This window comes from Klebsiella michiganensis, from assembly GCA_000963575.1.
Classification (GTDB): Bacteria; Pseudomonadota; Gammaproteobacteria; order Enterobacterales; family Enterobacteriaceae; genus Cedecea; species Cedecea michiganensis_A.
The window spans coordinates 2051767-2073988 of sequence record CP011077.1; the positions used below are offsets into that span (position 1 = coordinate 2051767).

At 57.6% G+C, this 22222-nt stretch carries 15 protein-coding genes and 4 pseudogenes; 13 read left to right on the forward strand and 6 right to left on the reverse strand.

The genetic code is table 11. The annotated features are described in order from the left end of the window. Position 1 precedes the first annotated feature (1 nt). From VW41_09730 to VW41_09765, 8 genes are read left to right on the forward strand one after another with little or no spacing between them, the layout of a single operon-like run. A complete protein-coding gene (locus VW41_09730) occupies positions 2-982 on the forward strand; it encodes a UDP phosphate 4-deoxy-4-formamido-L-arabinose transferase (protein AJZ89297.1) in 981 nt (326 codons plus the stop codon). Further along, positions 982-2964, forward strand: coding sequence for a UDP-4-amino-4-deoxy-L-arabinose formyltransferase (locus VW41_09735; GenBank protein AJZ89298.1), 1983 nt, complete (start codon positions 982-984; stop codon positions 2962-2964). Before VW41_09730 ends, VW41_09735 begins: the two co-directional genes overlap by 1 nt. Beyond that, on the forward strand, positions 2961-3857 hold the full coding sequence (locus VW41_09740) for a 4-deoxy-4-formamido-L-arabinose-phospho-UDP deformylase (protein AJZ89299.1): 897 nt from the start codon (positions 2961-2963) through the stop codon (positions 3855-3857). Before VW41_09735 ends, VW41_09740 begins: the two co-directional genes overlap by 4 nt. A 4-nt stretch (positions 3858-3861) precedes the next feature. After that, the gene (arnT, locus tag VW41_09745) at positions 3862-5523 is read left to right on the forward strand and encodes a 4-amino-4-deoxy-L-arabinose transferase (GenBank protein ID AJZ89300.1); all 1662 of its coding nucleotides are present in this window, start codon (positions 3862-3864) and stop codon (positions 5521-5523) included. Next, positions 5520-5843 (forward strand): 4-amino-4-deoxy-L-arabinose-phospho-UDP flippase, encoded by a 324-nt coding sequence (locus VW41_09750; GenBank protein AJZ89301.1) that lies wholly within the window; start codon positions 5520-5522, stop codon positions 5841-5843. Before arnT ends, VW41_09750 begins: the two co-directional genes overlap by 4 nt. Further along, on the forward strand, positions 5840-6238 hold the full coding sequence (locus VW41_09755) for a 4-amino-4-deoxy-L-arabinose-phospho-UDP flippase (protein ID AJZ89302.1): 399 nt from the start codon (positions 5840-5842) through the stop codon (positions 6236-6238). Before VW41_09750 ends, VW41_09755 begins: the two co-directional genes overlap by 4 nt. 55 nt (positions 6239-6293) lie before the next feature. Next, entirely contained in the window at positions 6294-6878 is a 585-nt protein-coding gene (locus VW41_09760) for a flavin reductase (GenBank protein AJZ89303.1), read from the forward strand. Next, on the forward strand, positions 6878-7120 hold the full coding sequence (locus tag VW41_09765) for a hypothetical protein (GenBank protein AJZ89304.1): 243 nt from the start codon (positions 6878-6880) through the stop codon (positions 7118-7120). The genes VW41_09760 and VW41_09765 overlap by 1 nt, the downstream gene beginning before the upstream one ends. On the opposite strand, the gene VW41_09770 is transcribed toward VW41_09765, so the two are convergent. After that, a complete protein-coding gene (locus VW41_09770) occupies positions 7110-10397 on the reverse strand; it encodes a histidine kinase (protein AJZ89305.1) in 3288 nt (1095 codons plus the stop codon). The two genes, VW41_09765 and VW41_09770, sit on opposite strands and share 11 nt — an antisense overlap. 4 nt (positions 10398-10401) lie before the next feature. Beyond that, a complete protein-coding gene (locus tag VW41_09775) occupies positions 10402-11025 on the reverse strand; it encodes a transcriptional regulator (protein ID AJZ89306.1) in 624 nt (207 codons plus the stop codon). Positions 11026-11558: 533 nt separating this feature from the next. Here VW41_09775 and VW41_09780 point away from each other — a divergent pair. The 5 genes and pseudogenes from VW41_09780 (at position 11559) to VW41_09800 (ending at position 17482) form a co-directional block, all read left to right on the forward strand. Beyond that, on the forward strand, positions 11559-12086 hold the full coding sequence (locus VW41_09780) for a hypothetical protein (GenBank protein ID AJZ89307.1): 528 nt from the start codon (positions 11559-11561) through the stop codon (positions 12084-12086). 68 nt (positions 12087-12154) lie between these two features. Beyond that, positions 12155-12838, forward strand: coding sequence for a long polar fimbrial chaperone LpfB (locus VW41_09785; protein AJZ89308.1), 684 nt, complete (start codon positions 12155-12157; stop codon positions 12836-12838). A gap of 26 nt (positions 12839-12864) precedes the next feature. Continuing rightward, a complete protein-coding gene (locus VW41_09790) occupies positions 12865-15399 on the forward strand; it encodes a fimbrial assembly protein (protein AJZ89309.1) in 2535 nt (844 codons plus the stop codon). Between the two features lie 503 nt (positions 15400-15902). Further along, positions 15903-16451, forward strand: a pseudogene (locus VW41_09795) (hypothetical protein). A 590-nt stretch (positions 16452-17041) separates the two neighbouring features. Continuing rightward, positions 17042-17482: pseudogene (locus VW41_09800) on the forward strand (hypothetical protein). Between the two features lie 7 nt (positions 17483-17489). Here VW41_09800 and VW41_09805 read toward each other — a convergent pair. From VW41_09805 to VW41_09820, 4 genes and pseudogenes are all read right to left on the reverse strand, one after another. Further along, positions 17490-18116: a hypothetical protein gene (locus VW41_09805; protein ID AJZ89310.1), complete on the reverse strand. Its 627-nt coding sequence runs from the start codon at positions 18114-18116 to the stop codon at positions 17490-17492. A gap of 33 nt (positions 18117-18149) precedes the next feature. Then, positions 18150-20531, reverse strand: a pseudogene (locus VW41_09810) (hypothetical protein). A gap of 211 nt (positions 20532-20742) precedes the next feature. After that, positions 20743-21243, reverse strand: a pseudogene (locus VW41_09815) (hypothetical protein). Positions 21244-21250: 7 nt separating this feature from the next. Next, a complete protein-coding gene (locus VW41_09820; protein AJZ89311.1) occupies positions 21251-22174 on the reverse strand; it encodes a LysR family transcriptional regulator in 924 nt (307 codons plus the stop codon). Between the last annotated feature and the right edge of the window lie 48 nt (positions 22175-22222).

The window sequence follows — 22222 nt, forward strand, 5'->3', positions numbered from 1 at the left end:
GATGACGACCCCGGAAACCATCCAAAAAGTATCCGTTGTGATCCCGGTGTACAACGAACAGGACAGCCTGCCTGAGCTGCTCCGTCGTACCACGGAAGCTTGTCAAAAGCTGAACCGCGATTACGAAATTCTCCTTATCGATGATGGCAGCAGCGACGACTCTGCCGCCATGCTGACCCGCGCGGCAGAAGCCCCTGACAGCCACATTGTTGCGGTACTGCTGAACCGCAACTACGGCCAGCACTCGGCGATTATGGCGGGCTTTAGCCACGTCACTGGCGATCTTATCGTCACCCTGGATGCTGACCTGCAAAACCCACCGGAAGAGATCCCGCGCCTGGTTGAGAAGGCCGATGAAGGATATGACGTGGTGGGTACCGTGCGTCAGAACCGTCAGGACAGCTGGTTCCGCAAGCGCGCGTCAAAAATGATTAACCACCTGATCCAGCGCACCACCGGCAAAGCAATGGGCGACTACGGCTGCATGCTGCGCGCTTACCGCCGCCATATCATTGACGCGATGCTGCACTGCCATGAACGCAGCACCTTTATCCCGATTCTGGCAAACACCTTTGCGCGTCGCGCCATCGAGATCCCGGTGCACCACGATGAGCGCCAGTTCGGCGACTCGAAGTACAGCTTCATGCGCCTGATCAACCTGATGTATGACCTGATCACTTGCCTGACCACCACGCCGCTGCGTTTGCTCAGCGTCGTAGGCAGCATTATCGCACTTTCCGGCTTTGCGCTGGCGGTGCTGCTGGTGGTGTTACGTCTTGCCCTTGGCCCGCAGTGGGCGGCGGACGGTGTGTTTATGCTCTTCGCCGTGCTGTTCACCTTCATTGGCGCCCAGTTTATCGGTATGGGGCTGCTGGGTGAGTACATTGGCCGTATCTACAACGACGTGCGTGCTCGCCCTCGTTACTTTATTCAACGCGTAGTTAGCAGTGAAACCGCTTTATCTTCAGAGGAAAATCAATAATGAAAGCAGTTGTTTTCGCCTATCACGATATGGGCTGTGTGGGTGTTCGTGCCCTGGTTGAAGCAGGCTATGACATTGCAGCAATTTATACTCACCCGGATAACGCCGCTGAGAATAACTTCTTTGGCTCTGTGGCCCGCACGGCGGCAGAATTCGGCATTCCAGTTTTTGCTCCTGAAGATGTGAACCACCCGCTGTGGGTTGACCGCATTAAAGACGCGCAGCCTGAAGTCATTTTCTCCTTCTACTACCGCAACCTGCTGAGCGAAGAGATCCTGGACTGCGCTTCCGTAGGCGCGTTTAACCTCCACGGTTCTCTGCTGCCTAAATTCCGCGGTCGTGCACCGTTGAACTGGGTGCTGGTAAAAGGTGAAACGGAAACCGGCGTGACTCTGCACCGCATGGTGAAACGTGCGGATGCGGGCGACATTGTTGCTCAGGAACGCGTGGCAATTGCGGCAGAAGATACCGCCCTGACCCTGCACCACAAACTGTGCGAAACCGCAAAATCCCTGCTGGCGAAAAGCCTGCCGGTGATCAAAACCGGTCACTTCCCGCAGACCGCACAGGACGAAGCAAAAGCCACCTATTTCGGCGGCCGTTCACCAAAGGATGGCGCGATCAGCTGGGAAGGCTCTGCTGCAGAAGCGAACAATCTGGTACGTGCGGTAACTGAACCATGGCCAGGCGCGTTCAGCTACGTCGGCGGCGGCAAATTCATTATCTGGAAAAGCCGCGTGCTGGAAAGCAACAACGGTGCAAAAGCCGGGACAGTTATCTCCGTTAATCCGCTGGTGATTGCCTGTGGAACCGGTGCTCTGGAAGTGGTTACCGGCCAGGCTGAAAACGGCGTGTACATGCAGGGCTCCCAGCTCGCGCAGTCGTTGGGCCTGGTCAGCGGTGCCATTTTGAGCAGCAAGCCGGTGTCCGCTATCAAGCGTCGTACCCGCGTGCTTATCCTGGGCGTGAACGGCTTCATCGGTAACCACCTGACCGAACGTCTGCTGCGCGATGACAACTTCGAAATTTTCGGTCTGGACATCGGTTCTGACGCTATTTCTCGCTTCATCGGTAACGAGCGTTTCCACTTTGTGGAAGGCGACATCAGCATCCACTCCGAATGGATCGAGTACCACATTAAGAAATGTGACGTTGTTCTGCCGCTGGTGGCTATCGCGACGCCAATCGAATACACCCGTAACCCACTGCGCGTATTCGAACTCGACTTCGAAGAGAACCTGAAGATTATCCGCGACTGCGTGAAATACAAAAAACGCATTATCTTCCCGTCCACGTCCGAAGTGTACGGCATGTGCACCGACAAGTCGTTTGACGAAGATAACTCCCCGCTGATCGTTGGGCCAATCAACAAGCAACGCTGGATCTACTCCGTGTCCAAGCAGCTGCTTGACCGGGTTATCTGGGCCTACGGTGAAAAAGAAGGGCTGCGCTTCACGCTGTTCCGTCCGTTTAACTGGATGGGGCCGCGTCTGGACAACCTGAACGCCGCGCGTATCGGTAGCTCCCGTGCAATTACCCAGCTTATCCTGAACCTGGTTGAAGGTTCTCCGATCAAGCTCATCGACGGCGGTAAGCAGAAGCGTTGCTTCACCGACATCGGTGATGGCATCGAAGCGCTGTTCCGCATTATTGAAAACAAAAACAATAACTGCGACGGCCAGATCATCAACATCGGTAACCCGGAGAACGAAGCGAGCATCAAACAGCTGGCAGAAATGCTGCTGGAAAGCTTCGAACGTCATCCGCTTCGCAGCCAGTTCCCGCCGTTTGCCGGTTTCCGCGAAGTGGAAAGCAGCGCGTACTACGGTAAAGGCTATCAGGACGTTGAACACCGTAAGCCAAGCATCCGCAACGCGCAGCGCCTGCTGGACTGGACGCCTGAAGTCCACATGGAAAAAACCATCGACGAAACGCTGGACTTCTTCCTGAAAACCGTTGAGCTGACGGACCCTGCTTCATGAGAAAAGTCGGCCTGCGTATTGATGTCGACACCTGGCGAGGCACCCGTGAAGGGGTGCCAAACCTTCTGGAGACGCTAAGTTTACACTCGACTCAGGCAACCTTTTTCTTCAGCGTTGGGCCAGACAACATGGGGCGCCACTTGTGGCGCCTTATCAAGCCTAAATTCCTGTGGAAGATGCTGCGTTCTAACGCAGCATCGCTGTATGGCTGGGACATTCTGCTGGCGGGTACCGCGTGGCCTGGGCGCGTCATTGGCGCAGGCAACGCAGAGGTTATCGCGGCGGCGGCGGACCACCATGAGGTGGGCCTCCACGCCTGGGATCACCACGCCTGGCAGGCCTGGGCGGGCGTCTGGGAACAGGACAAACTGGAGCACCAGATTCGCCTTGGGCTTGATGCGCTGCAGAAAATTGTGGGTCAACCCGTTAGCTGCTCGGCGGTGGCGGGCTGGCGTGCAGACCAGCGCGTGGTGAAGGCGAAAGCCGCTTTCCCATTCCAGTACAACAGCGACTGTCGCGGTACTGCGCCGTTTATCCCGGTTCTGTCTGACGGCCGCGAAGCCGCGGTGCAAATTCCCGTGACGCTACCGACGTGGGATGAGGTGATTGGCACCGAAGTCAGTAAAGAGAACTTTAACCGCTTTATCCTGGATAAAATTCATCAGGACAGCGGCACACCGGTTTACACCATCCATGCCGAAGTGGAAGGGATGGTGATGCGAGATTCCTTTAGTGAATTGCTGGCGATGGCCGCGGCCGAGGGGGTTCAGTTCTGCCCGCTCAGCGAGCTTCTGCCGGACGATTTATCCACGCTGCCGAGAGGCAAAATTGTGCGCGGGACAATTCCAGGCCGCGAAGGCTGGCTGGGTTGCCAACAACTTATAGAGTCGTGAACCGATGAAATCAGCAAAATATGGAATGACCCTTCTGGTCTGTTTTGCCTTACTTTACCTTGTACCGCTGGAGTTTCGTCACCTGTGGCAGCCGGATGAAACGCGCTATGCGGAAATCAGCCGCGAAATGCTGCTGTCAGGTAACTGGATCGTTCCTCATTTCCTCGATCTGCGCTATTTCGAAAAGCCAGTGGCGGGTTACTGGATCAACAACATTAGCCAGTTCATCTTTGGTCATAACAATTTTGCCGTGCGTTTTGGCTCCGTGTTTTCGGTGACCCTGAGCGCGCTGCTGACTTACTGGCTGGCGTTCCGCCTGTGGCGCGATAAAACGATCGCGGTGTTGGCCGGGGTTATCTTCCTCACCTGCCTGCTGGTCTACGGGATTGGCACTTATTCCGTGCTCGACCCGATGATCACCCTGTGGCTGACGGCGGCGATGTGCAGTTTCTGGCTTGCCAGTACGGCGCAAACCACCGGCGGTAAAATCGGCGGTTACGTGCTGCTGGGGCTGGCCTGCGGTATGGGCGTCATGACCAAAGGGTTCCTGGCGCTTGCGGTGCCGGTGATTGGCGTACTGCCGTGGGTGATTGCACAGAAACGCTGGAAAGAAGTGCTGCTGTTTGGGCCACTGGCCGTGTTGAGCGCCGTGCTGATCACGCTGCCGTGGGCGATTGCTATCGCCAAAGCCGAACCTGACTTCTGGCATTACTTCTTCTGGGTGGAGCATATTCAGCGCTTCGCGGAGAAAGACGCGCAGCATAAAGCCCCATTCTGGTACTACATTCCGTTCCTGATCGCGGGGTCTCTGCCGTGGCTGGCGCTGCTGCCGGGGGCGCTGAAAAGCGGCTGGAAAAATCGGGGCGAGCAGGGCGGTGCATTTTACCTGCTGGGCTGGGTTGTGATGCCGTTGCTGTTCTTCAGCATCGCGAAAGGCAAGCTGCCGACCTACATTCTGCCGTGCTTTGCGCCGCTGGCGATCCTGATGGCGCGCCACGCAGTTGAACTGGCGAAAAGTGGCTCCGCTGTTTTACGTGCAAACGGCTGGATTAACCTGCTGTTCGGGGCGGTCTGTGTGATTGTCGTCGCCTTCTTCCTCGCACCGTGGGGGCTGGCAAGACACCCGGTGTATGCCGCCAATGAAACGCTGAAAGTGGTGCTGGCATGCCTGGCGTTTGCCGTCTGGGGGCTGTTCGGTCTTCTGACGCTGAGTCAGACCGAGAAACGCTGGTACTGGGCGGCGCTGTGCCCGCTGGGTCTGGCGCTGCTGGTGGGCGTGGTCATTCCATCTAAAGTGGAAAATTCCAAGCAGCCGCAGGCGTTTATCCATGAAATGCGTCCTCAGCTCGAAGACAGCCGCTATATCTTCACCAACAACGTGGGCATTGCCGCCGGGGTTGCGTGGGAGATGAAGCGTAGCGATATCAATCTTTATAATCAGGCGGGCGAACTGCGCTACGGCCTTGACTATCCGGATGTGTCTAATCGCTATGTTAACGGCGATGAATTCGAGTCCTGGCTGGCGGAACACCGCAAGCAGGGCAAGGTGTCGCTGATGCTGCTGGTGTCTAATAACAGCGATCTCAATGACCTGAAGCTGCCGGAGCCGGATCACCGGGCCAACAGCGGGCGTTTTGTTCTGTTTGAGTACGACGCGCAGCCATGAACATTGCGTTGATCGTTCTGGCCAGCTTGCTCAGCTGCGGCGGGCAGCTGTGCCAGAAGCAGGCGGCTCAGGGGGCGGGGCGCCGCCACCTGATGCTGTGGCTTGGGCTGAGTATTATGCTGTTGGGGCTGGGGATGCTCGTCTGGCTGCTGGTGCTCCAGCACGTCGAGGTGAGCATTGCCTACCCCATGCTTAGCCTGAACTTTATCTTTATCACCCTTGCCGCCCGCTGGATCTGGAAAGAGAAGATTTCAGCGCACCACTGGCTGGGCGTGCTGCTGATCATTCTGGGCATTATCGCGCTGGGAGGGCACGCCTGATGGGCTATATCTGGGCGTTAATGAGCGTGCTGCTGGTGAGCGGGGCGCAGCTCAGCATGAAATGGGCGATGATTCAGTTTCCTCCCGCCGCACCGAGTCTTGAATTTATCAAGGCGGTGCTGTTCGGCGGCTACGGGCTGCTGGCGCTGATTGGTGGTCTGGCGGCTTACGCATTTTCCATGGGCTGCTGGTACATGGCGCTGAAACGCATTCCTCTCAGCAAAGCTTACCCGCTGCTAAGCCTGAGCTATGTGCTGGTGTGGTTCGCTGCTATTAATCTGCCGTGGCTTAACGAAGAGTTCAGCCCGGGCAAACTTCTCGGCGTGGCGGCGATTTTCGTCGGCCTGGTGCTGATTTGCCTGCCTCATCAGCTACGCCACAAAAAGGAAAAGTAATGCGCTAATTGTTCAGGCAAACTGACGGCAACCTGATGAAAACCGGATGTGAAGTATGAGCCCACATATCATTGAAGTGCCGTTAGAAAAATCTTACCGCCTGATCAATCACGGCCCAACCGTGCTGGTGTCCGCCCACCATAATGGCGTGGACGACGTGATGACCGCCGCCTGGGCCTGTGCGCTGGACTTTACCCCGTCAAAACTGATGGTGGTGCTGGATAAAATGACCGCCACCCGCACGCTTATCGAAGACAGCGGCACCTTTGTGATTCAGGTGCCCTGTGCCGCCCAGCTCAAAATGACCCATTTTCTCGGCACCCACAGCCTGAAAGATATGCCCGACAAACTCGAGCAATCCGGCGTGGAGCTGTTCCGCGCCCCGGGGCACAGCGTTCCACTTGTGGCGGGCTGCACCGCCTGGATGGTCTGCAAACTTATTCCTGAGCCGCATAACCACCAGGCGCACGATTTGTTTATCGGCGAGATTATCGGTGCCTGGGCAGACGACCGGGTATTCCAGAACGGCCACTGGTCCTTTGAAACCTCACCGCCGGAATATCGCAGCCTGCACTACATTGCCGGCGGCCAGTTCTACGCTATCGGCGAGTCGCTGGTGGTCCCGGACGTGGAGGCTTAATGAAAAAGATTGAATTACCCGCCGAGGACTACCGTAAACTGAGCGACTTCATCACCGACTGGCTGGATGACAAACACGACCTGCAGATAGGCCAATTTGAGGCTGAATTTTTCCTCGATGAGCTGGTAAAAAGAGTGGCGCCAGCCCTCTACAATAAAGGGCTGGACGACGCTCTGGCGGTTGCGCAGGGCAATATGCTGACGCTGGAAGAACTGCTCGATTTAGAGAAAGCTATCGACTAAATTCCTCGTCGTTTAACCAGGCATATATCGCCTGGTTAAACTCACCCACGGCGCTGGAACACTTCAGCCACACATCCTCTATTTCTACCTCATCGACTACGGCTTCACGGCAGGCCACCTCCAGGTTACGGCAGGCGTTTTCGGCCCGTTCCGCCCCGCATATTTGTACTGCCCCGGAAATACGATGCGCGCAGGACGCGAGTTCCGGCCAGTCCTGCAGGCTAAACAAGTCCTCTGCCAGCCGTAAATCCTCTTCATTGCTTTGCAGCGTTAGCCTGAGCAGCTCACCGAGCATACCGCCGTCATGGCTACTCATCGTTTTAAGTTTCTCGATGTTCACCAGCTTATCAAGGCCGGCAGGCTCCGCCAGGGCGGCCTGCTTGCTCTTCATCACGTCGCTCAGGATAGCTTCCAGTTGGGGAAGCTGGAGAGGTTTGAACAGACAGTCGTCCATGCCTGCCATCCTGCAGCGGGTGCGTTCTTCCGGCCAGGCGTTGGCCGTCAGTCCGAGGATAACCACTGGCTCCGCCTGATGCTGGCGAATAAGCCGCGTCAGCGCCGGGCCGTCCATCCCCGGCATGCTGCAGTCAGTTATTACCACATCGAAGGCGTTATCGTGCCACAGCGCCCAGGCTTCCTCGCCGTCGCGGGCTTCCGTAACCCTGTGGCCGAGGTGCACCAGCTGGCTACGCAGTAGCAGCCGGTTGGCAGGGTGGTCATCCACCGCCAGAATGCTCAGGGGATAATGCGGTACCGCCTGCGTCTGGTTTTTCTGAGTCACCTGTTCCGGGCGGTGCTGGCTTTGTGCCACCGGTACGGTAAAGCTGACCTCCGTGCCGTGGCCCGGCAGACTTTTCATCATAATATTGCCTCCCATCATCTCGACAAGCTGGGCGCAAATAGCCAGCCCAAGCCCTGAGCCACTCTGCCCGCGGCCATTTTTTGCCTGCACCCATGGGGAGAAAATATCCTCCTGCTCCGCGGCGGTGATCCCTTTGCCGGTATCCACGACGCTTATCCTCAGCAGCACGCTATCGGCAGGGTGGCTCTCCAGCGCGGTGATATCCACGTTGACGCAGCCGCGGTCGGTGAACTTGATGGCGTTACTCACCAGGTTAGAGAGCACCTGGCGAAAACGCAGCGGGTCGATATAGACCTGATAGGGCAAAGGCGGCGAGAGAATGCAGCGCAAACGCAGGCTTTTTTGCCGGGCCAGGCCTTCAAATACGCGGACTACGGGCGGCAGCAGATCGGTGGTTCTTACCCACTCAGGCGCAAGCTCCAGGCGGCCGGACTCAATCCTTGCCATATCCAGAATGTCGCCGATAAGCCCCATCAGGGTGCGGGCAGACTCCCAGGCGACGCGAATCGGATCTTCTTCTTCCGGCAAGCTGTCATTGGCTTTTACGGACAGCTCCAGCAGGCCAATAATGGCGCTTACCGGCGTACGGATTTCATGACTCATCGTGGCCAGAAAAGTGCTTTTAGCCCGGTTGGCCTGTTCGGCACGTTCGCGCTCCTCCGACAGCGCGTGAGTCAGGGTTTCATTGTATTCCAGCTGCGCCTGGAGTTTTTGCTGCGCCAGCAGGCGGGCTCTGACTTCCTTATGCAGGTAATAGACCCAAATCAACGACGTGAAGATCAAAATTCCGGCCACGCTAAATACCAGCCAAAACTGGGTTTTATACAGCTCCCAGGTATCCAGCCGCACGTCGGGCCGGGTTTGCCACTTATTGATAATGCTGTTGATATCCGCCGGGGAGATGTTCTCCAGCGATTTATTCAGAATGCTGAGCAGTTCAGGCTGATCGCGGGAGACGGCAAATGAGATCCCGGCGGTCTGGCCGCCCACGCGGCCGCCAATCTTCAGGCGATCGCGAAAATAACGGTCAATCATATAGCTGGCGCCAAACAGGGAATGAATGGCGATATCGGCTTTGCCGTCGTTGACCATTTGCATGGCGATGCTGGCATTGGCGGTTTCAATAATACGCGCGCCGGGATTAACCTGCCGCAGCTCCGGGATCAGGCTGTTTTTACTGACGATGGCGACGCGGGTGCCGGTGGGGAGGGGGGTGGCATAGTTCTTGTCTTTTGCCTGAACCATCACAAAGGGCGAGGTGAAGTAAGCCCGTGAAAATAACAGGTTCTGGTTCCGCTCCTCGCTATGGCTGACCGCGCCGATGAACATGGCTTTTTTGTCGGCAATTTGCTGCTCCATCGCGCTGACGGAGTCCGCCGGGGCCGGTTCGAAATGCAGACCGGTGCGCAGCCGAATCAGCCGCAATATATCGTCGGTGACGCCATAAAAATTGCCGTTGGCATCGATCATGGTGAAGGGCGCATAAAAAGCGTTGACCGACACTTTCACCGTGGGATGCCGTGCCAGCCATTTTTTCTCAGCCCCGGAGAACTCAACCTGTTTGCTAACGCGCCAGAGGTTAGCCCGCTCGCTCCACTGCTGGAGAATAACCTGATGCTGAATGCGCGGGATGGCGTCGAGCGCGCGATTTACCGCCCGCATCAGCGGTAAATCTTCGCTGCGCAGTACAAAATGGCTGCCGGTTTCCCGCTCAGGGTAGACCCGCTGAAATGCGAGAAAATGCGAGTAATTGCGCTCCAGCAGGTAAGACGTGGTCACCAGGTTGCCGATGTAAAAGTCATTTTCATCAAAGGCAACCGAGGCCATGGCCTGCTCGTCGGTAGCAAAATGGCGGATGGTCACGCCGGGAAAATTTTGCTCTATCCAGCTGTCGTCCACGTACCAGCGGGCAATGGCCAGCCGCATGCCGGGCTGGTAGCGAAAAGGCGCTCCGTTATTATTCTTCTTGTGTACCAGCACCGGATGGTCGCTAATAAAATTGCTGGAGGGCGCGAGCCTGGCGTGCTGCGGCAGCACTTTGCCTGAGGGATCGGCGACCATATCCACTTTGTGCTGAGCCAGCGCACCCAGCGCGGCGTCCCGGTCGGCATACATCTGGACGCTGACGCGTAGCCCCAGATACTGCGCTATCAGATGGATGTAGTCGGCAATCATCCCCTCGTAGCGGCTGTTGCCGGTATAGAGATAAAGCGGGGGAATTTCAGGCTGCCAGACGGCAACATGCAGCTCGCGCTTATTGCCTAACCAGCGCCAGTCCTTGTCCTCGAGAATGAAGGCCTTAGGCTGATAGCTTTCCCGGCTCAGAATGTGCAGCCGCTCGGGTTCTGTGGCGCGTTCAGCATATGCCGGGGAAAAGATAATCAGGCCCACAAGCAGCATAAACAGGTTGTACATCGGTTTAGTCCAGGCTATGACGGCGGGCAAAGTCAATCAACTCCATGGTGTTGCTGACCTGCAGTTTGGTCATGAGGCGGGTTTTATAGGTGCTGACCGTCTTGCTGCTGATGTGCATTTTGTCGGAGATATCCATGACCTTGACGCCGCGACTCAGGTAGCGCAGCACCTGCAGCTCGCGGTTGGACAGCCGCTTGACGGCCTCTACCTCGCCGGCGGGTCTGGCGTTTTTGGTGCTGGTCTGGCGGCGCAGCGGAAAGTAGCCATAGCCACGCTCGACCGCACGCACCGCATCCTGTAATTCATCCAGGTTATTCCCCTTGCCAACAAAGCCGTCCGCGCCGCTGTTCATGCAGCGACTTAAATAATGCTCGTCGTCGCGTCCGGTCAACACTAATAAACGACCAGCGAAATCATGGCTTCTTAATTTCTCTATTAATTCTACGCCGCTCAGGCCGGGGATATCCAAATCCACCACCACAATTTCCGGGGTGAGTTTTTGGATTAATTTAAAAGCTTCGGAGCCGTCGCCGGATTCGGCCAGAACGCGATGACCATCTTTTTCAAGCAGCATACGAATAGCCAGCCGCGCCATCGGATGGTCGTCTATTATCAACAGGGTCGCCATTATTTTCTCTCGGTTTTGTTTTCTCTATAAAGGCTGGCATAAAACAGGCGTTTATATCAATACAAAAATAATGCGCGGCGGACTGCCTCGGTTTTATTGTGGATTGCTATGGCCTTTGCTGGCGCTGGCTGAGGGGCTCTGGCGTGATTTTGTAGTCCTGGGATGACAGGAATTGATGACTATGACGACAGCGGTCTGACGCCATTCTGAATGTTTATTTCTTTAGCCAGCGTATAGTGAGTTTCACAAGACGGGGATATATCGGAGTGTATATTCACCAGAGGCTGCGAAGGATATGCGTTGGTTCACTTAAAGTGAGTGCTGATTAATTTATCGCGTATTAATGCGACATATTATAAATATTCATGACGTGACCCGTCTTGCTAACTTAATACAGGAATGACCGATAACTCACTGCCTTTTCTTTATCGAAAAGTTTTGAATGCGCATCTTTCATAAACCCATGCGGTTATGCAGGAAGGTTAATACGGTGTCCGGCGTTGAACTTCATTTATTCACAGGAATTACGTTTTATGAAAAAGCAATTACACGCTCTGGCATTACTTTCCGTTATCAGCGGGGCGGCAGTTTCAACGGCTAACGCAGCCGACGGCACCATTCAATTTAACGGCGAAATCATCGATGCGGCCTGCACCGTTTCTCCTGCCAGCGCCAGCCAGACCGTTACCCTGGGGCAGGTAAGCGATAACGCGTTCGCTGCACAGGGCGACACCGCAGGCGCCACGGCCTTCCAGATTGACCTGACCAGCTGCCCGGCAACCGTGACCAGCGCTACCGTGAAATTCGACGGTACCGCATACCAGGGCGATAACTCTGCGCTGGAACTGACTCAGGCTCCGGGTGTGGCGACCGGCGTAGGTATTCAGATCCGTAACGCGGACAACTCCGTGCTGCCGCTGTTCACGCCTTCTCAGAGCATCACTCTGAGCCAGGCCGGCACCAACACGCTGAAATTTAACGCGGCCTATGTGGCAAAAGCGGCAACCGTGACCGCGGGGCCGGCAAACGCCACCGCCACCTTCAGCGTGGTTTACAACTGATTGCCTGACGCAATCCCCCCAGCCGGCCTGCGGGTCGGCTTTTTTCCCCTCTCTCTGGAGTCTCTATTGTGAAGACAAAACTCTCTTCTCTGCTGTTAGCAGGTTTACTCGCAGGAAGCGGTATTGCTCACGCTGGCGTTGTCGTGGGCGGCACGCGAGTTATTTACGACGGTGAGAAAAAAGAAGCGGCAATCGGCCTCGAGAATCCCGATGCCTCGCCATACCTGATTCAGTCGTGGGTGGAGAACGAAGCGGGTAACAGCGATAAACGCAGCTTTATCGTCACGCCGCCGCTGTTCCGCCTCGACGCTAAACAAAAGAACACCCTGCGCATTATGCAGACCGGGGCCGGTTTGCCGACGGATCGCGAAACGCTGTTCTGGCTGAATATTAAATCGATTCCCGCGACAGAGGCTGCGGGGCAGGACAACACCTTACAGCTGGCGATCAATACCCGCATCAAGCTGATTTATCGCCCGGGGACGCTGAAGGGCGAGACGCCGGAAAACGCCAGTAGCCAACTCAAATGGGTGCGCCAGGGCCAGACTTTGTCGGTCAGCAACCCAACGCCTTATTACATCAATTTCCAGTCGGTCAGTCTCGGCGGCCGCCAGCTTGATAAGGCCACCTACGTGGCACCTCGCTCCTCGGCCCGGATTGAACTGCCGGCAGACGCCCGCAGCGGTCAGGTCGAATGGAAGGTCATCAGCGATTACGGCGCCGTTGGCGCAGCGCACAAAGCCTCTCTCTAAAGAATCGAATTCGCTGGAATAAAATTATGCCCTTTTTTGCTTGCTCCGGAAAAACGCGGCCAACCTGTCTGGCCACCACTATCGCACTGCTTCTGGCTTCGCTGTCGGTTGAGGCAAAGGATTATTTTAATCCGGCACTCCTCCAGCACACCGGGGAAGGCGGCACGGCGCCCGATCTCTCTGCGTTCGAAAACGGCGGCCAGCTTCCGGGTAGCTACCCGGTGGACATCTACCTCAACGGCGAGCAGGTGGACAGCAGGGCGGTGACGTTTTTCCAGACCGAGGATAAAGGGCTGCAGCCGTGCCTGACCGTGGCCGAGCTGGCGCAGTACGGCGTGCGCGTGGATTTATATCCCGAGCTGCAAATCCCGGGCGAGAACTGCGCTTCCCTGGCCGCGATCCCCGAAGGGAGCGCTGAGTTTGTTTTCAGCGCCCAGCGTCTGGATCTCTCTATTCCTCAGGCCGCGGTTAGCCCGCGCATTCGCGGCTATGTGCCACCTTCACAGTGGGATGAGGGCATCAACGCCGCGCTGCTGAACTACAGCTTTAACGGCATGAGCGATTTGGAAGGTCAGCGCGGTGGGGCAGGCAGCAGCCAGTATTTAAACTTACGTCCAGGCGTTAACCTCGGCCCGTGGCGGCTGCGGAACTATTCCACATGGTCGCGCAGCAGCGGCGAAGGGGATAAATGGAGCACCGTTTACAGCTATGCCCAGCGCAGTATTGCGCCGCTCAAAAGCCAGCTTACCCTGGGTGAAAGCCTTGCTCCGTCTGACGTGTTCGACAGCGTGCCGTTCCGTGGCGCGCAGCTGGCCTCCGACGACGAAATGCTGCCGGAAAGCCAGCGCGGTTATGCCCCGGTGGTGCGCGGCATTGCCCGCAGCAACAGCGCTCAGGTGATCGTTCGCCAAAATGGCTACGTGATTTACCAAACCACGGTGCCCGCAGGCCCGTTCGAAATCACCGACATGTTCCCGACCGGCGGCAGCGGCGACCTGTACGTAACGGTAAAAGAAGCCGACGGCAGCGAGCAGAGCATGGTGGTGCCATTTGCATCCCTGCCGGTGTTACAGCGAGAAGGGAGGCTGCGCTTCAGCCTGACCGGTGGCGAATACCGCGCCTACGACAGCCGCGTTGAAAAGACCCCGTTCGGCCAGGGCACCGCCATTTACGGCGTTGGAAAAGGCATGACGGTTTACGGCGGCGCTCAACTGGCGGAGCATTATCGCGCGTTCGCCGCGGGCGTCGGGCAGAACCTCGGCACCCTTGGCGCCATTTCCGCCGACCTGACCCAGTCCTGGGGCCAGCCGAAGGAGCAAGAGGCCAGCCAGGGGCAGTCGTGGCGGGTGCGCTACAGCAAAAGCCTCGCCGAGACGGGCACGCACGTCGCCATCGCCGGCTATCGCTACTCAACCGAAGGCTTTACCTCGCTGTCGGACGTGCTGGAAACCTACCGTGATAATGCCTATGCCCTGAGAAACGACAGGAAGCGCAACCGCGCGGAGCTGACGCTGAGCCAGGATCTCGGCGGCGATCGCGGCTATTTGTCCGTCGGGGCTATCAGCGAAGACTACTGGAACGGCGCCCGGAAAACGTCGTCGTGGAACGTGGGCTACAACAACAGCTGGAACGGCATCAGCTATAGCCTGAACTATGCCCTGAACCGCAACACGTCTCAGGCGGGGGCGGCGACGGAGTACGGCAAAACCTATGAGCGCGACCAGGTCGTGTCGTTGAACATCAGCCTGCCGCTGGGCCGCTGGCTGAGCAACAGTTACGCCAGCTACGGCGTCAGCAGCAGCCAGTCGCGCGGCACGGTGAATACCGTTGGCCTGAACGGCACCGCGCTGGAAGGCAAAAACCTTAACTGGAACGTGACCCAGGGGTACGCCTCGCGTGAGCGTGAAAACTCCGGCTACACCAGCCTCAACTATCGCGGCACCTACGGCGAAGTGAACGGGGGCTACAGCTACGCCAGCGGGCAGCGCAACCTGAACTATGGCGTGCAGGGGGCGATTGTGGCCCACGCGGACGGCATCACAGCCGGGCAGCAGCCTGGCGAGACGTTCGGCCTGGTGAAAGTGCCGGGCGCTTCCGGCGTGGCGGTGAATAACCAGCCCGGGGTTAAAACCGACTATCGCGGCTACGCGCTGGTGCCGAACTTAATGCCGTACCGCCACAACGACGTCACGCTGAGCACCGAAAGCCTGAAAGAAAACGTCGACCTCGAGCAAACCAGCCGCACCGTGGTGCCCACGCGCGGGGCCGTAGTGCGCGCCGATTACCGTGCCCAGGTCGGGCTGCGGGTACTGATGACCCTGATTCGCCCGAACGGCAAAGCCGTACCGTTTGGCGCCACGGTTGCCAATGAAGCCGACCGCAGCGGCGGCAGCGGTATCGTCGGGGACGGCGGCCAGGTTTATCTCGCCGGTTTACAGCCTAAAGGCACGCTGCTGGTGCAGTGGGGCAAAGGCGCGGATCGCCAGTGCCGGGTGAGTTACAGCCTGAACCATGACGAGGCGTCGGCCGCTATTTCCTCCCTTGACGCACAGTGTCGCTAAGCGCGGCTTCGGAAAAAGAGATGACGATGAACAACGTAATGAAAAAAGTATTTCGCCCGCGCGTGATGGCCTGTGCCCTGCTGCTGGGGGTTTCAAAAGGCGCGCTGGCCACCTGTTCGTTTATGGATGGCCGATTTGGGCCTAACGATTCGGTGGCGTTGGACTGGGGCACGATAGTTGTACAGCGGGACACGCCGGTGGGGACCATCGTGGCCAGAACCAGCGATAGCGCGCTCGGTGGAAGGAACAACTTCATGCAGTGCAACGCCGGAGGCTTTACAACGCAATGGGCCGTAGGGCCTGGATTTGCACCTGTTATCTACGGGGGGCAAACGTTGTACCAGTCAGGCGTGCCGGGCCTGGCAATCCGCATCGTGACATCCGGCGCAGGGACGACCGGCGGGCGCTACGGCACCGGCCCGCTTCCGCGTCAGATTTCAAATGTGGCCTGTAATACCGGCACAGGCTGGTGGCGTTTGTGCGGCGGCACCTGGGGCAACCTTGTCCTCCATCTGATAAAAATTGCTCCGACAACCGGGTCGGGGCCGATCAACTCAGGGCTAATTGCGCAGGCGCTGGTGGTGGGTGACACCAACGTAATTGATTACACCATCGGCAACGCCATGGTGCAGACGGTCGCCTGCTCGGTCACCAACAGCAATATCAGCGTCACGATGGGTAAAGCAAAAAATACCGACTTCGGCAGCCCCGGCAGCACCAGCGGCGACGCTGATTTTTCCATTGATCTGAACTGCGACGCCTCTACCAATATTAATCTCACCCTTGCGCCGGGCAGCTCTGGCGCAGCGGATGCGGCGAAGGGCATTCTCAATATCGACAACGCAGGGGCGGGGCAAACCGCCAGCGGCGTTGGCGTGCAGGTGATGTATAACAACGCGCCTCTGGCCTTGAACAGCCGAATCGCGGTGGCCACTACGGCGGCGGACGGTACCTACGCCATCCCCCTCAAGGCCCGTTATTATCAGACTCAGCCAGCGGTGACGCCCGGCATGGCCAATGCCAACGCCACTTTTACCCTGACATATCAGTAGGCCAGGTTGTGAATATGACGACATTACTCAGCAAAGTTATCTGGGGCGGCGCCCTGCTGCTCGGGGCAGCTAAAAGCGCGCAGGCAAGCTGCACGTTTATGGACAGTCGCTTTAACGCCCACGATTCGGTGACGCTGGATCTCGGACATATCGTGGTGCAGCGAGATGCCCCTGTGGGCACTGTGGTTGCGGCGATCATCGACTCTCAACTGGCTACCCGCAACAGCTTTATTGCATGTAATAGCCCAAGCTTTGTCGCTCGTTGGGCGCTGGGGAGCGGCGCATTTCTGCCGGTTAACTACGGTGGGCAGACGCTCTATCAGTCCGGCGTGCCGGGGCTGGCGTTTCGCGTGGTGACCTATGGGGCGGGTTCAACCGCCGGGCGCTACGGCACCGGACCTTTGCCTCGCCAGGTGGCTAATACCGCCTGTACATGGACTAACAACAGCTGGCGCCTGTGCGGCGGCACCTGGGGTAACTACCGGTTACAGCTGGTAAAAATCGCCCCGGTGACCGGCTCCGGCCCGATAACGATGGGGTCAATTACTCAGGCCCAGGTGGTGGGCGATACCAACGTCATGGACTACACCATCGGCAGCGGCAGCGTGCAAACCGTCGCCTGCTCGGTACTGAATAGCGCAATAACGGTGCGGATGGGCAAGGCGAAAAATACCGATTTCACCGGCCCCGGCAGCACCAGCGGCGATGCGGATTTTGCCATTAAGCTGAACTGTGACGCCGACACGAAGATCAGGCTGACGCTGGCGCCGGGCAGCGGGGGGGCGCTTGACAGCAGCAGGGGCATTCTTAATCTGGACGCAGCCCAGGCAGGGCAGACGGCAACCGGCGTAGGAATTCAGGTGCTGTATAACAACGCGCCGCTTGAGCTGGGCACCATGCTGAGCATCGCCACCACCAACGCCGACGGCGCTTATTCGCTTCCCCTTGCGGCGCGTTATTACCAGACTCAGGCAAACGTCACGCCCGGCAGAGCCGACGCTAACGCCACCTTCACGATGACCTATCAGTGAGCCTGGCTCAGGCGAGGTTGTTGCGTTTGGCAAACTCGATCATCTCCAGCGTTTTGCTGAATCCGAGCTTGGCCATGATGCGGCGTTTATAGGTGCTGATGGATTTATTGCTGACGTGCAGCTGCGCGGCGATATCAATCAGCATCTCGCCGCGGGAGATAAGCCCCAGTACCTCAAGCTCGCGGTTAGACAGCGTGCCCAGCAGTTCGCTTTCAGACTGCACGCTGGCTGAGGTATTCCCCGTCTGCGGCCGCTGAGGGAAGAACTCATAGCCGCTGAGAATCGCTTTGATGGCGTCCACCAGCTGATCGAGATGGTTATTTTTGCTGATAAATCCGTTGGCGCCCGCCCGGCGGGCGCGGTCCACAAAGTGGCTGTCGTTATAGCCGGTGAGCACTAATATGCCGCCGCTAAAGCCATGCTGGCGCAGGCGTTTAATCACCTCCAGGCCGTTAGGCGGCGGAATTTCAATGTCGATAACCACCAGCGCCACCTCTGCGTTTTCCCGCAGGGCGTTAATCGCATCACGCCCGTTGTCGCTGACCCCCGCTACTTCGTAGCCGTTATTTTCCGCAACGACTCTGACCGCAAGCTGGGAAACAGGATGGTCGTCGACGATATAAATCTTACTCATAAAAGGGCGGCCCGAAGGTTAGGTTTCAACTGGTTAAGGCAGTATAGCAACGTGGCGAAGCGCATTCTCCAGCTCTTTTACCCGCCGTTCGCAGTCTGTCGCTAAAGTGTGAACGGCCACGCTGTCCTGCGCCTCTGCCGCCGCTTCAATTTGCCCGCAAACTGCAGACAGTTCGGGGGCATCGGCCAGCCTTGCGCTGCCGGCAAGGCGATGAGCGCTGTTTTTGATAAGCCCGAAATCTCCGCCGGCGATGCCTCCCTTTAGCGTGGCCATATCCAGCTGGTTTTGCTCAATCACGGTGTCAACTAATGCCCGGAAAGCTTCCGGCTGAGAGGCGGCTAATTTGCTGAGCGAAAGCTGAGGGCGCGATGAAGGCGCTGCGATGTGCTCTGAGGGCTCATCCAGACGGGCAAGTAGCGTTCCCAGCTCAACCGGCTTAAACAGGCAGGCCGTCATCCCGGCCCGCATCGCCCGGTCGCGCACATGCTGCTCCGCCATGGCGGTCAGGCCAAACATCGGCTGAGGTTTTTTTCCGGCCAGCCTTTCTTTCTCACGCAGCAGTCTTACCAGCTCAAAGCCGCTTAAGTCCGGCATATTGCAGTCGGTAATGACGACATCAAACGGCGGGTTTTCTCTTTCCCACAGCCGCAGCGCCTGAGCGCCGTTGTCTGCCGCCACGCTGCGATGGCCCGCAAATTCCAATTGCTGTACCAGCAGCAGCCGGTTCGCCGGATGGTCGTCTACGACTAAGATTTTGCGCGAGCGGGAGGGGTTCAGGCCGACTTCGTTAGAAGGGCGGGCCTGTTCAGGCGGAGCCACCGGCGCGGAGAACCGGAAGATAAACGTGGTGCCTTCGTCCGGTGAACTTTCAACCTCAAGGCTGCCCTGCAACAGCGCCGCCAGCTGGCGGCAAATACTCAGCCCCAGCCCGCTGCCGTGATGCTCTCTTTGCGCGGCATCCAGCTGTACAAAGGGTTCGAAAATCGCGTTTTGTTGCGCCTCACTCATACCCACGCCGGTATCGCTGACTTCCAGCACGTAATCACCTGTTTCAGCAGACAGTTTTTTTGCCTGATAGATAATAATTTCCACTTCGCCCTGGCGGGTAAATTTGATGGCGTTGCTCACCAGGTTAGACACTATCTGTTTGAGCATCACCGGATCGAACAGGATCCTGTCGTCCTGCACCTCAACGCTGGCACGCAGCACAAGCTGCTTTTCCTCTGCGCTGTAGCGGAACAGGGTACTAACGCTGTTGAAAATCTCGCGCAGCGAAAGCGGCACGCTGCGCACGGTAAAGGTGCCGGACTCGATTTTTGCCATATCGAGAATATCCCCCACCAGCATCAATAATGATTTCGAGGATTCGTAGGCGACGGCAATGTTATTTTGCCGCTGTTCGGGAGGACTGCGGCCGGTGTTTTCCAGCTCCAGCAGGCCAATCAGGGCGTTCATCGGGGTGCGTATTTCGTGGCTCATTTGCGCCAGAAACTGGCTTTTCGACTCGCTGGCTTTTTGCAACTGCGCCTGCGAAGCCCGAAGCTCATTTTGCAGCGCCTGCTGAGTTGCCAGCGTGCGCTTCAGCAGGCGATTACGCCAGAAATAGAACACCAGCAGCATCGCCACCAGGCTGAGGATAACAATCGCTATCATTATCCCGGTGCGGTAATGCCCCCAAACTTCGAAGCGCTCCAGGGCGTAGCGCATCTGCCAGCCGTTGAGCTGCTCCTCTATCTCGTCAGGCGGGAGCCGCTCCAGGGCCTTATCGATGATCGACAGCAGCGGACGGTTTTGCTCGCCGGAGGCCATTGCCAGCCGCAGCGGGGGAACAGGGACCGTCATGGCGATACGGAAGCGGTCCTCAAGATAGCTTTTCAGCACGAAGCTGGCGGCGGTTTGCGGCACGATGGCGCCGTCCAGATTGTGAACGAACAGCGCCAGTGCGGTTTCCAGCGAAAAGTCCTGCTCAACAAACTCGACCTGAGGAAATTGCCTGCGCAGCTCCGGCAGATAGTAGCTGCCGGTAAAGACCGCCACCTTTTTGCCCTTCATCTCGGCGAGGGTGGTGACGGCGGGAAAATTCTTGCGCGTGACCAGCACCCAGTCGGTCACCTGGATCGGACGGGTATAGATCAGCCCGGCGTTCTCCCCCGTGGCGGAAGCATCCGCTGCGGCAATGAGCGAGTCGGGGGCTTTTTTGAGCTGCCCGCGCATCTCGACCAGGTTATTAAAGGGATGCCAGGTAAAATGCAGCCCGGTTTGCCTGCCAATGCTGTTCAGCAGCGCCACGGCATACCCACTCTGCTCGCCTTCCTGATTTATAAAGGTGAGAGGAATGTGTGTGTTAACCACCAGCACCGGAACGACAGGATGCGAGGCAACCCAGTCACGCTCTGACTGGGTCAGCCCCAGGGGATCGGCCAGAGATAACGGTGCAGAGGCGGCCGGCTGGGCCTGCAGCAAGACGGTGAGGCAGATAAGACAATTGCTCATCAGACGGAGGGCAGTAGTCAGCCGCATCGTGGCGTTACCTTCGGTGGCATCGGGCGTGTGTTAGTCAATATAGCGGTAAAAGCAGCGCTTAATAAGCGGTTCACTGCCCGCTCAATACATTCGCGAGGTGGGCGGCGATTACCTCAGGGGCGTCCATAGAAAATATCTGTACATCACCCAGGCAGAGATACTGACTAAAACGCTGGTCGAACTTTGCGATTTCGCTTTCTCTTTTCAGGCCAAAACCCCGTTTTAGCTGGCGCGCAACAATACAGCTGAGCGCCTCATGGTAGTCACGAGAGGGTAAGAGCAGCACCGACAGGCCCGCGCGCTGCACTCGATCTCTGTTTTGCTCCACGATATCAGGCCGAATATCCGTGGCCAGAAAGCCGGAAGAGAGAATGAATACGGTACTGACGTGGGTTGTTGTCAGCAATGTTTCGAGTAATTTCGCATTTTCCTCGAGGTAGCGCTCATAGCCAAAAAGGCCAATAAATTCGCGAATATTCATGACGTGGGTACAAAACGCATCGTCGAGATCGGCGCACGCATAGCCTAGCCTGGCGGCCAGGAAAGCTCCCACAGTGCTTTTACCCGCGCCACCTGGGCCAATAAGAAAGATAAAATCTGCCATCTGCCTCTCACCCGGCGTCTATTCCATGAGCGCTATTTTGCCGCTGCTGGGTGACAAAGTCGCTGATAAAGTCGACAAAAACGCGGATCTTCGATGAAAGCTGCTTGCCTGAAGTCCAGACCATCTGAAATTGCCCCGGTGCTTTCAAATAGCCACCCAGCAGCGGCTGCACAATACCGCTCGCCACCTGGGGCTCAATCATAAAATCAGGCACGGCCCCAACGCCCAGGCCGTTAACGATCGCGCTGCGCACCATCTCCATGTTATTCGAACTGAACACGGTGCGGGTACGAACATCCGCCAGTTCAGATAAGTCGCGCAGCGGCCAGGCCTGCAGTTTGCCGGTGTTCACATAGCGGAAGCGAATTCCGCAATGCCCCTCCAGTTCCCGGGGCGATTGCGGCACCCCATGCCGGGCAAGATAGGCCGGGGAAGCGCAGAGAATAAGCTGCAAAGAGGGCAGCGCGCGGCGCATCAAGCGAGAATCTGGGAGTTCGCCGGTTCGGATGGCAATATCCACATCCTCGTCAATCAGGTTCACCAGCCTGTCGCTGAAATCCAGATCGAGATCGATGTCCGGATAACGGCGAACGAAAGCGATAATTGCCGCTTCAAACAGGATATGGCTGGCGGCGGGCAGGCTAACGCGCAGGCGGCCCCGGGGCGTTTCGCTGGCATGAGAGAGCAGGGCATCTGCCTCATCCAAATCCTGCAGAATCCGCCGGCAGCGTTCAAAGTAAACCCGGCCTTCGGAGGTCATTTGCAGGCTGCGGGTCGTGCGGTGAAAAAGCCGCACGCCAAGCTGTTCTTCAAGTCTCGTAATCCCTTTTCCCACCGCGGAAGCGGAAAGCCCCAGGGCTTGCCCAGCCCGGATAAAACTTCCCAACTCTGCGGTGCGGACAAAATAGGCCAGGCTGGACAGGCGATCCATAGTGATACCTCTATTCGAGCGTTTTGGTCCGTAATGTTCGGACGTTTT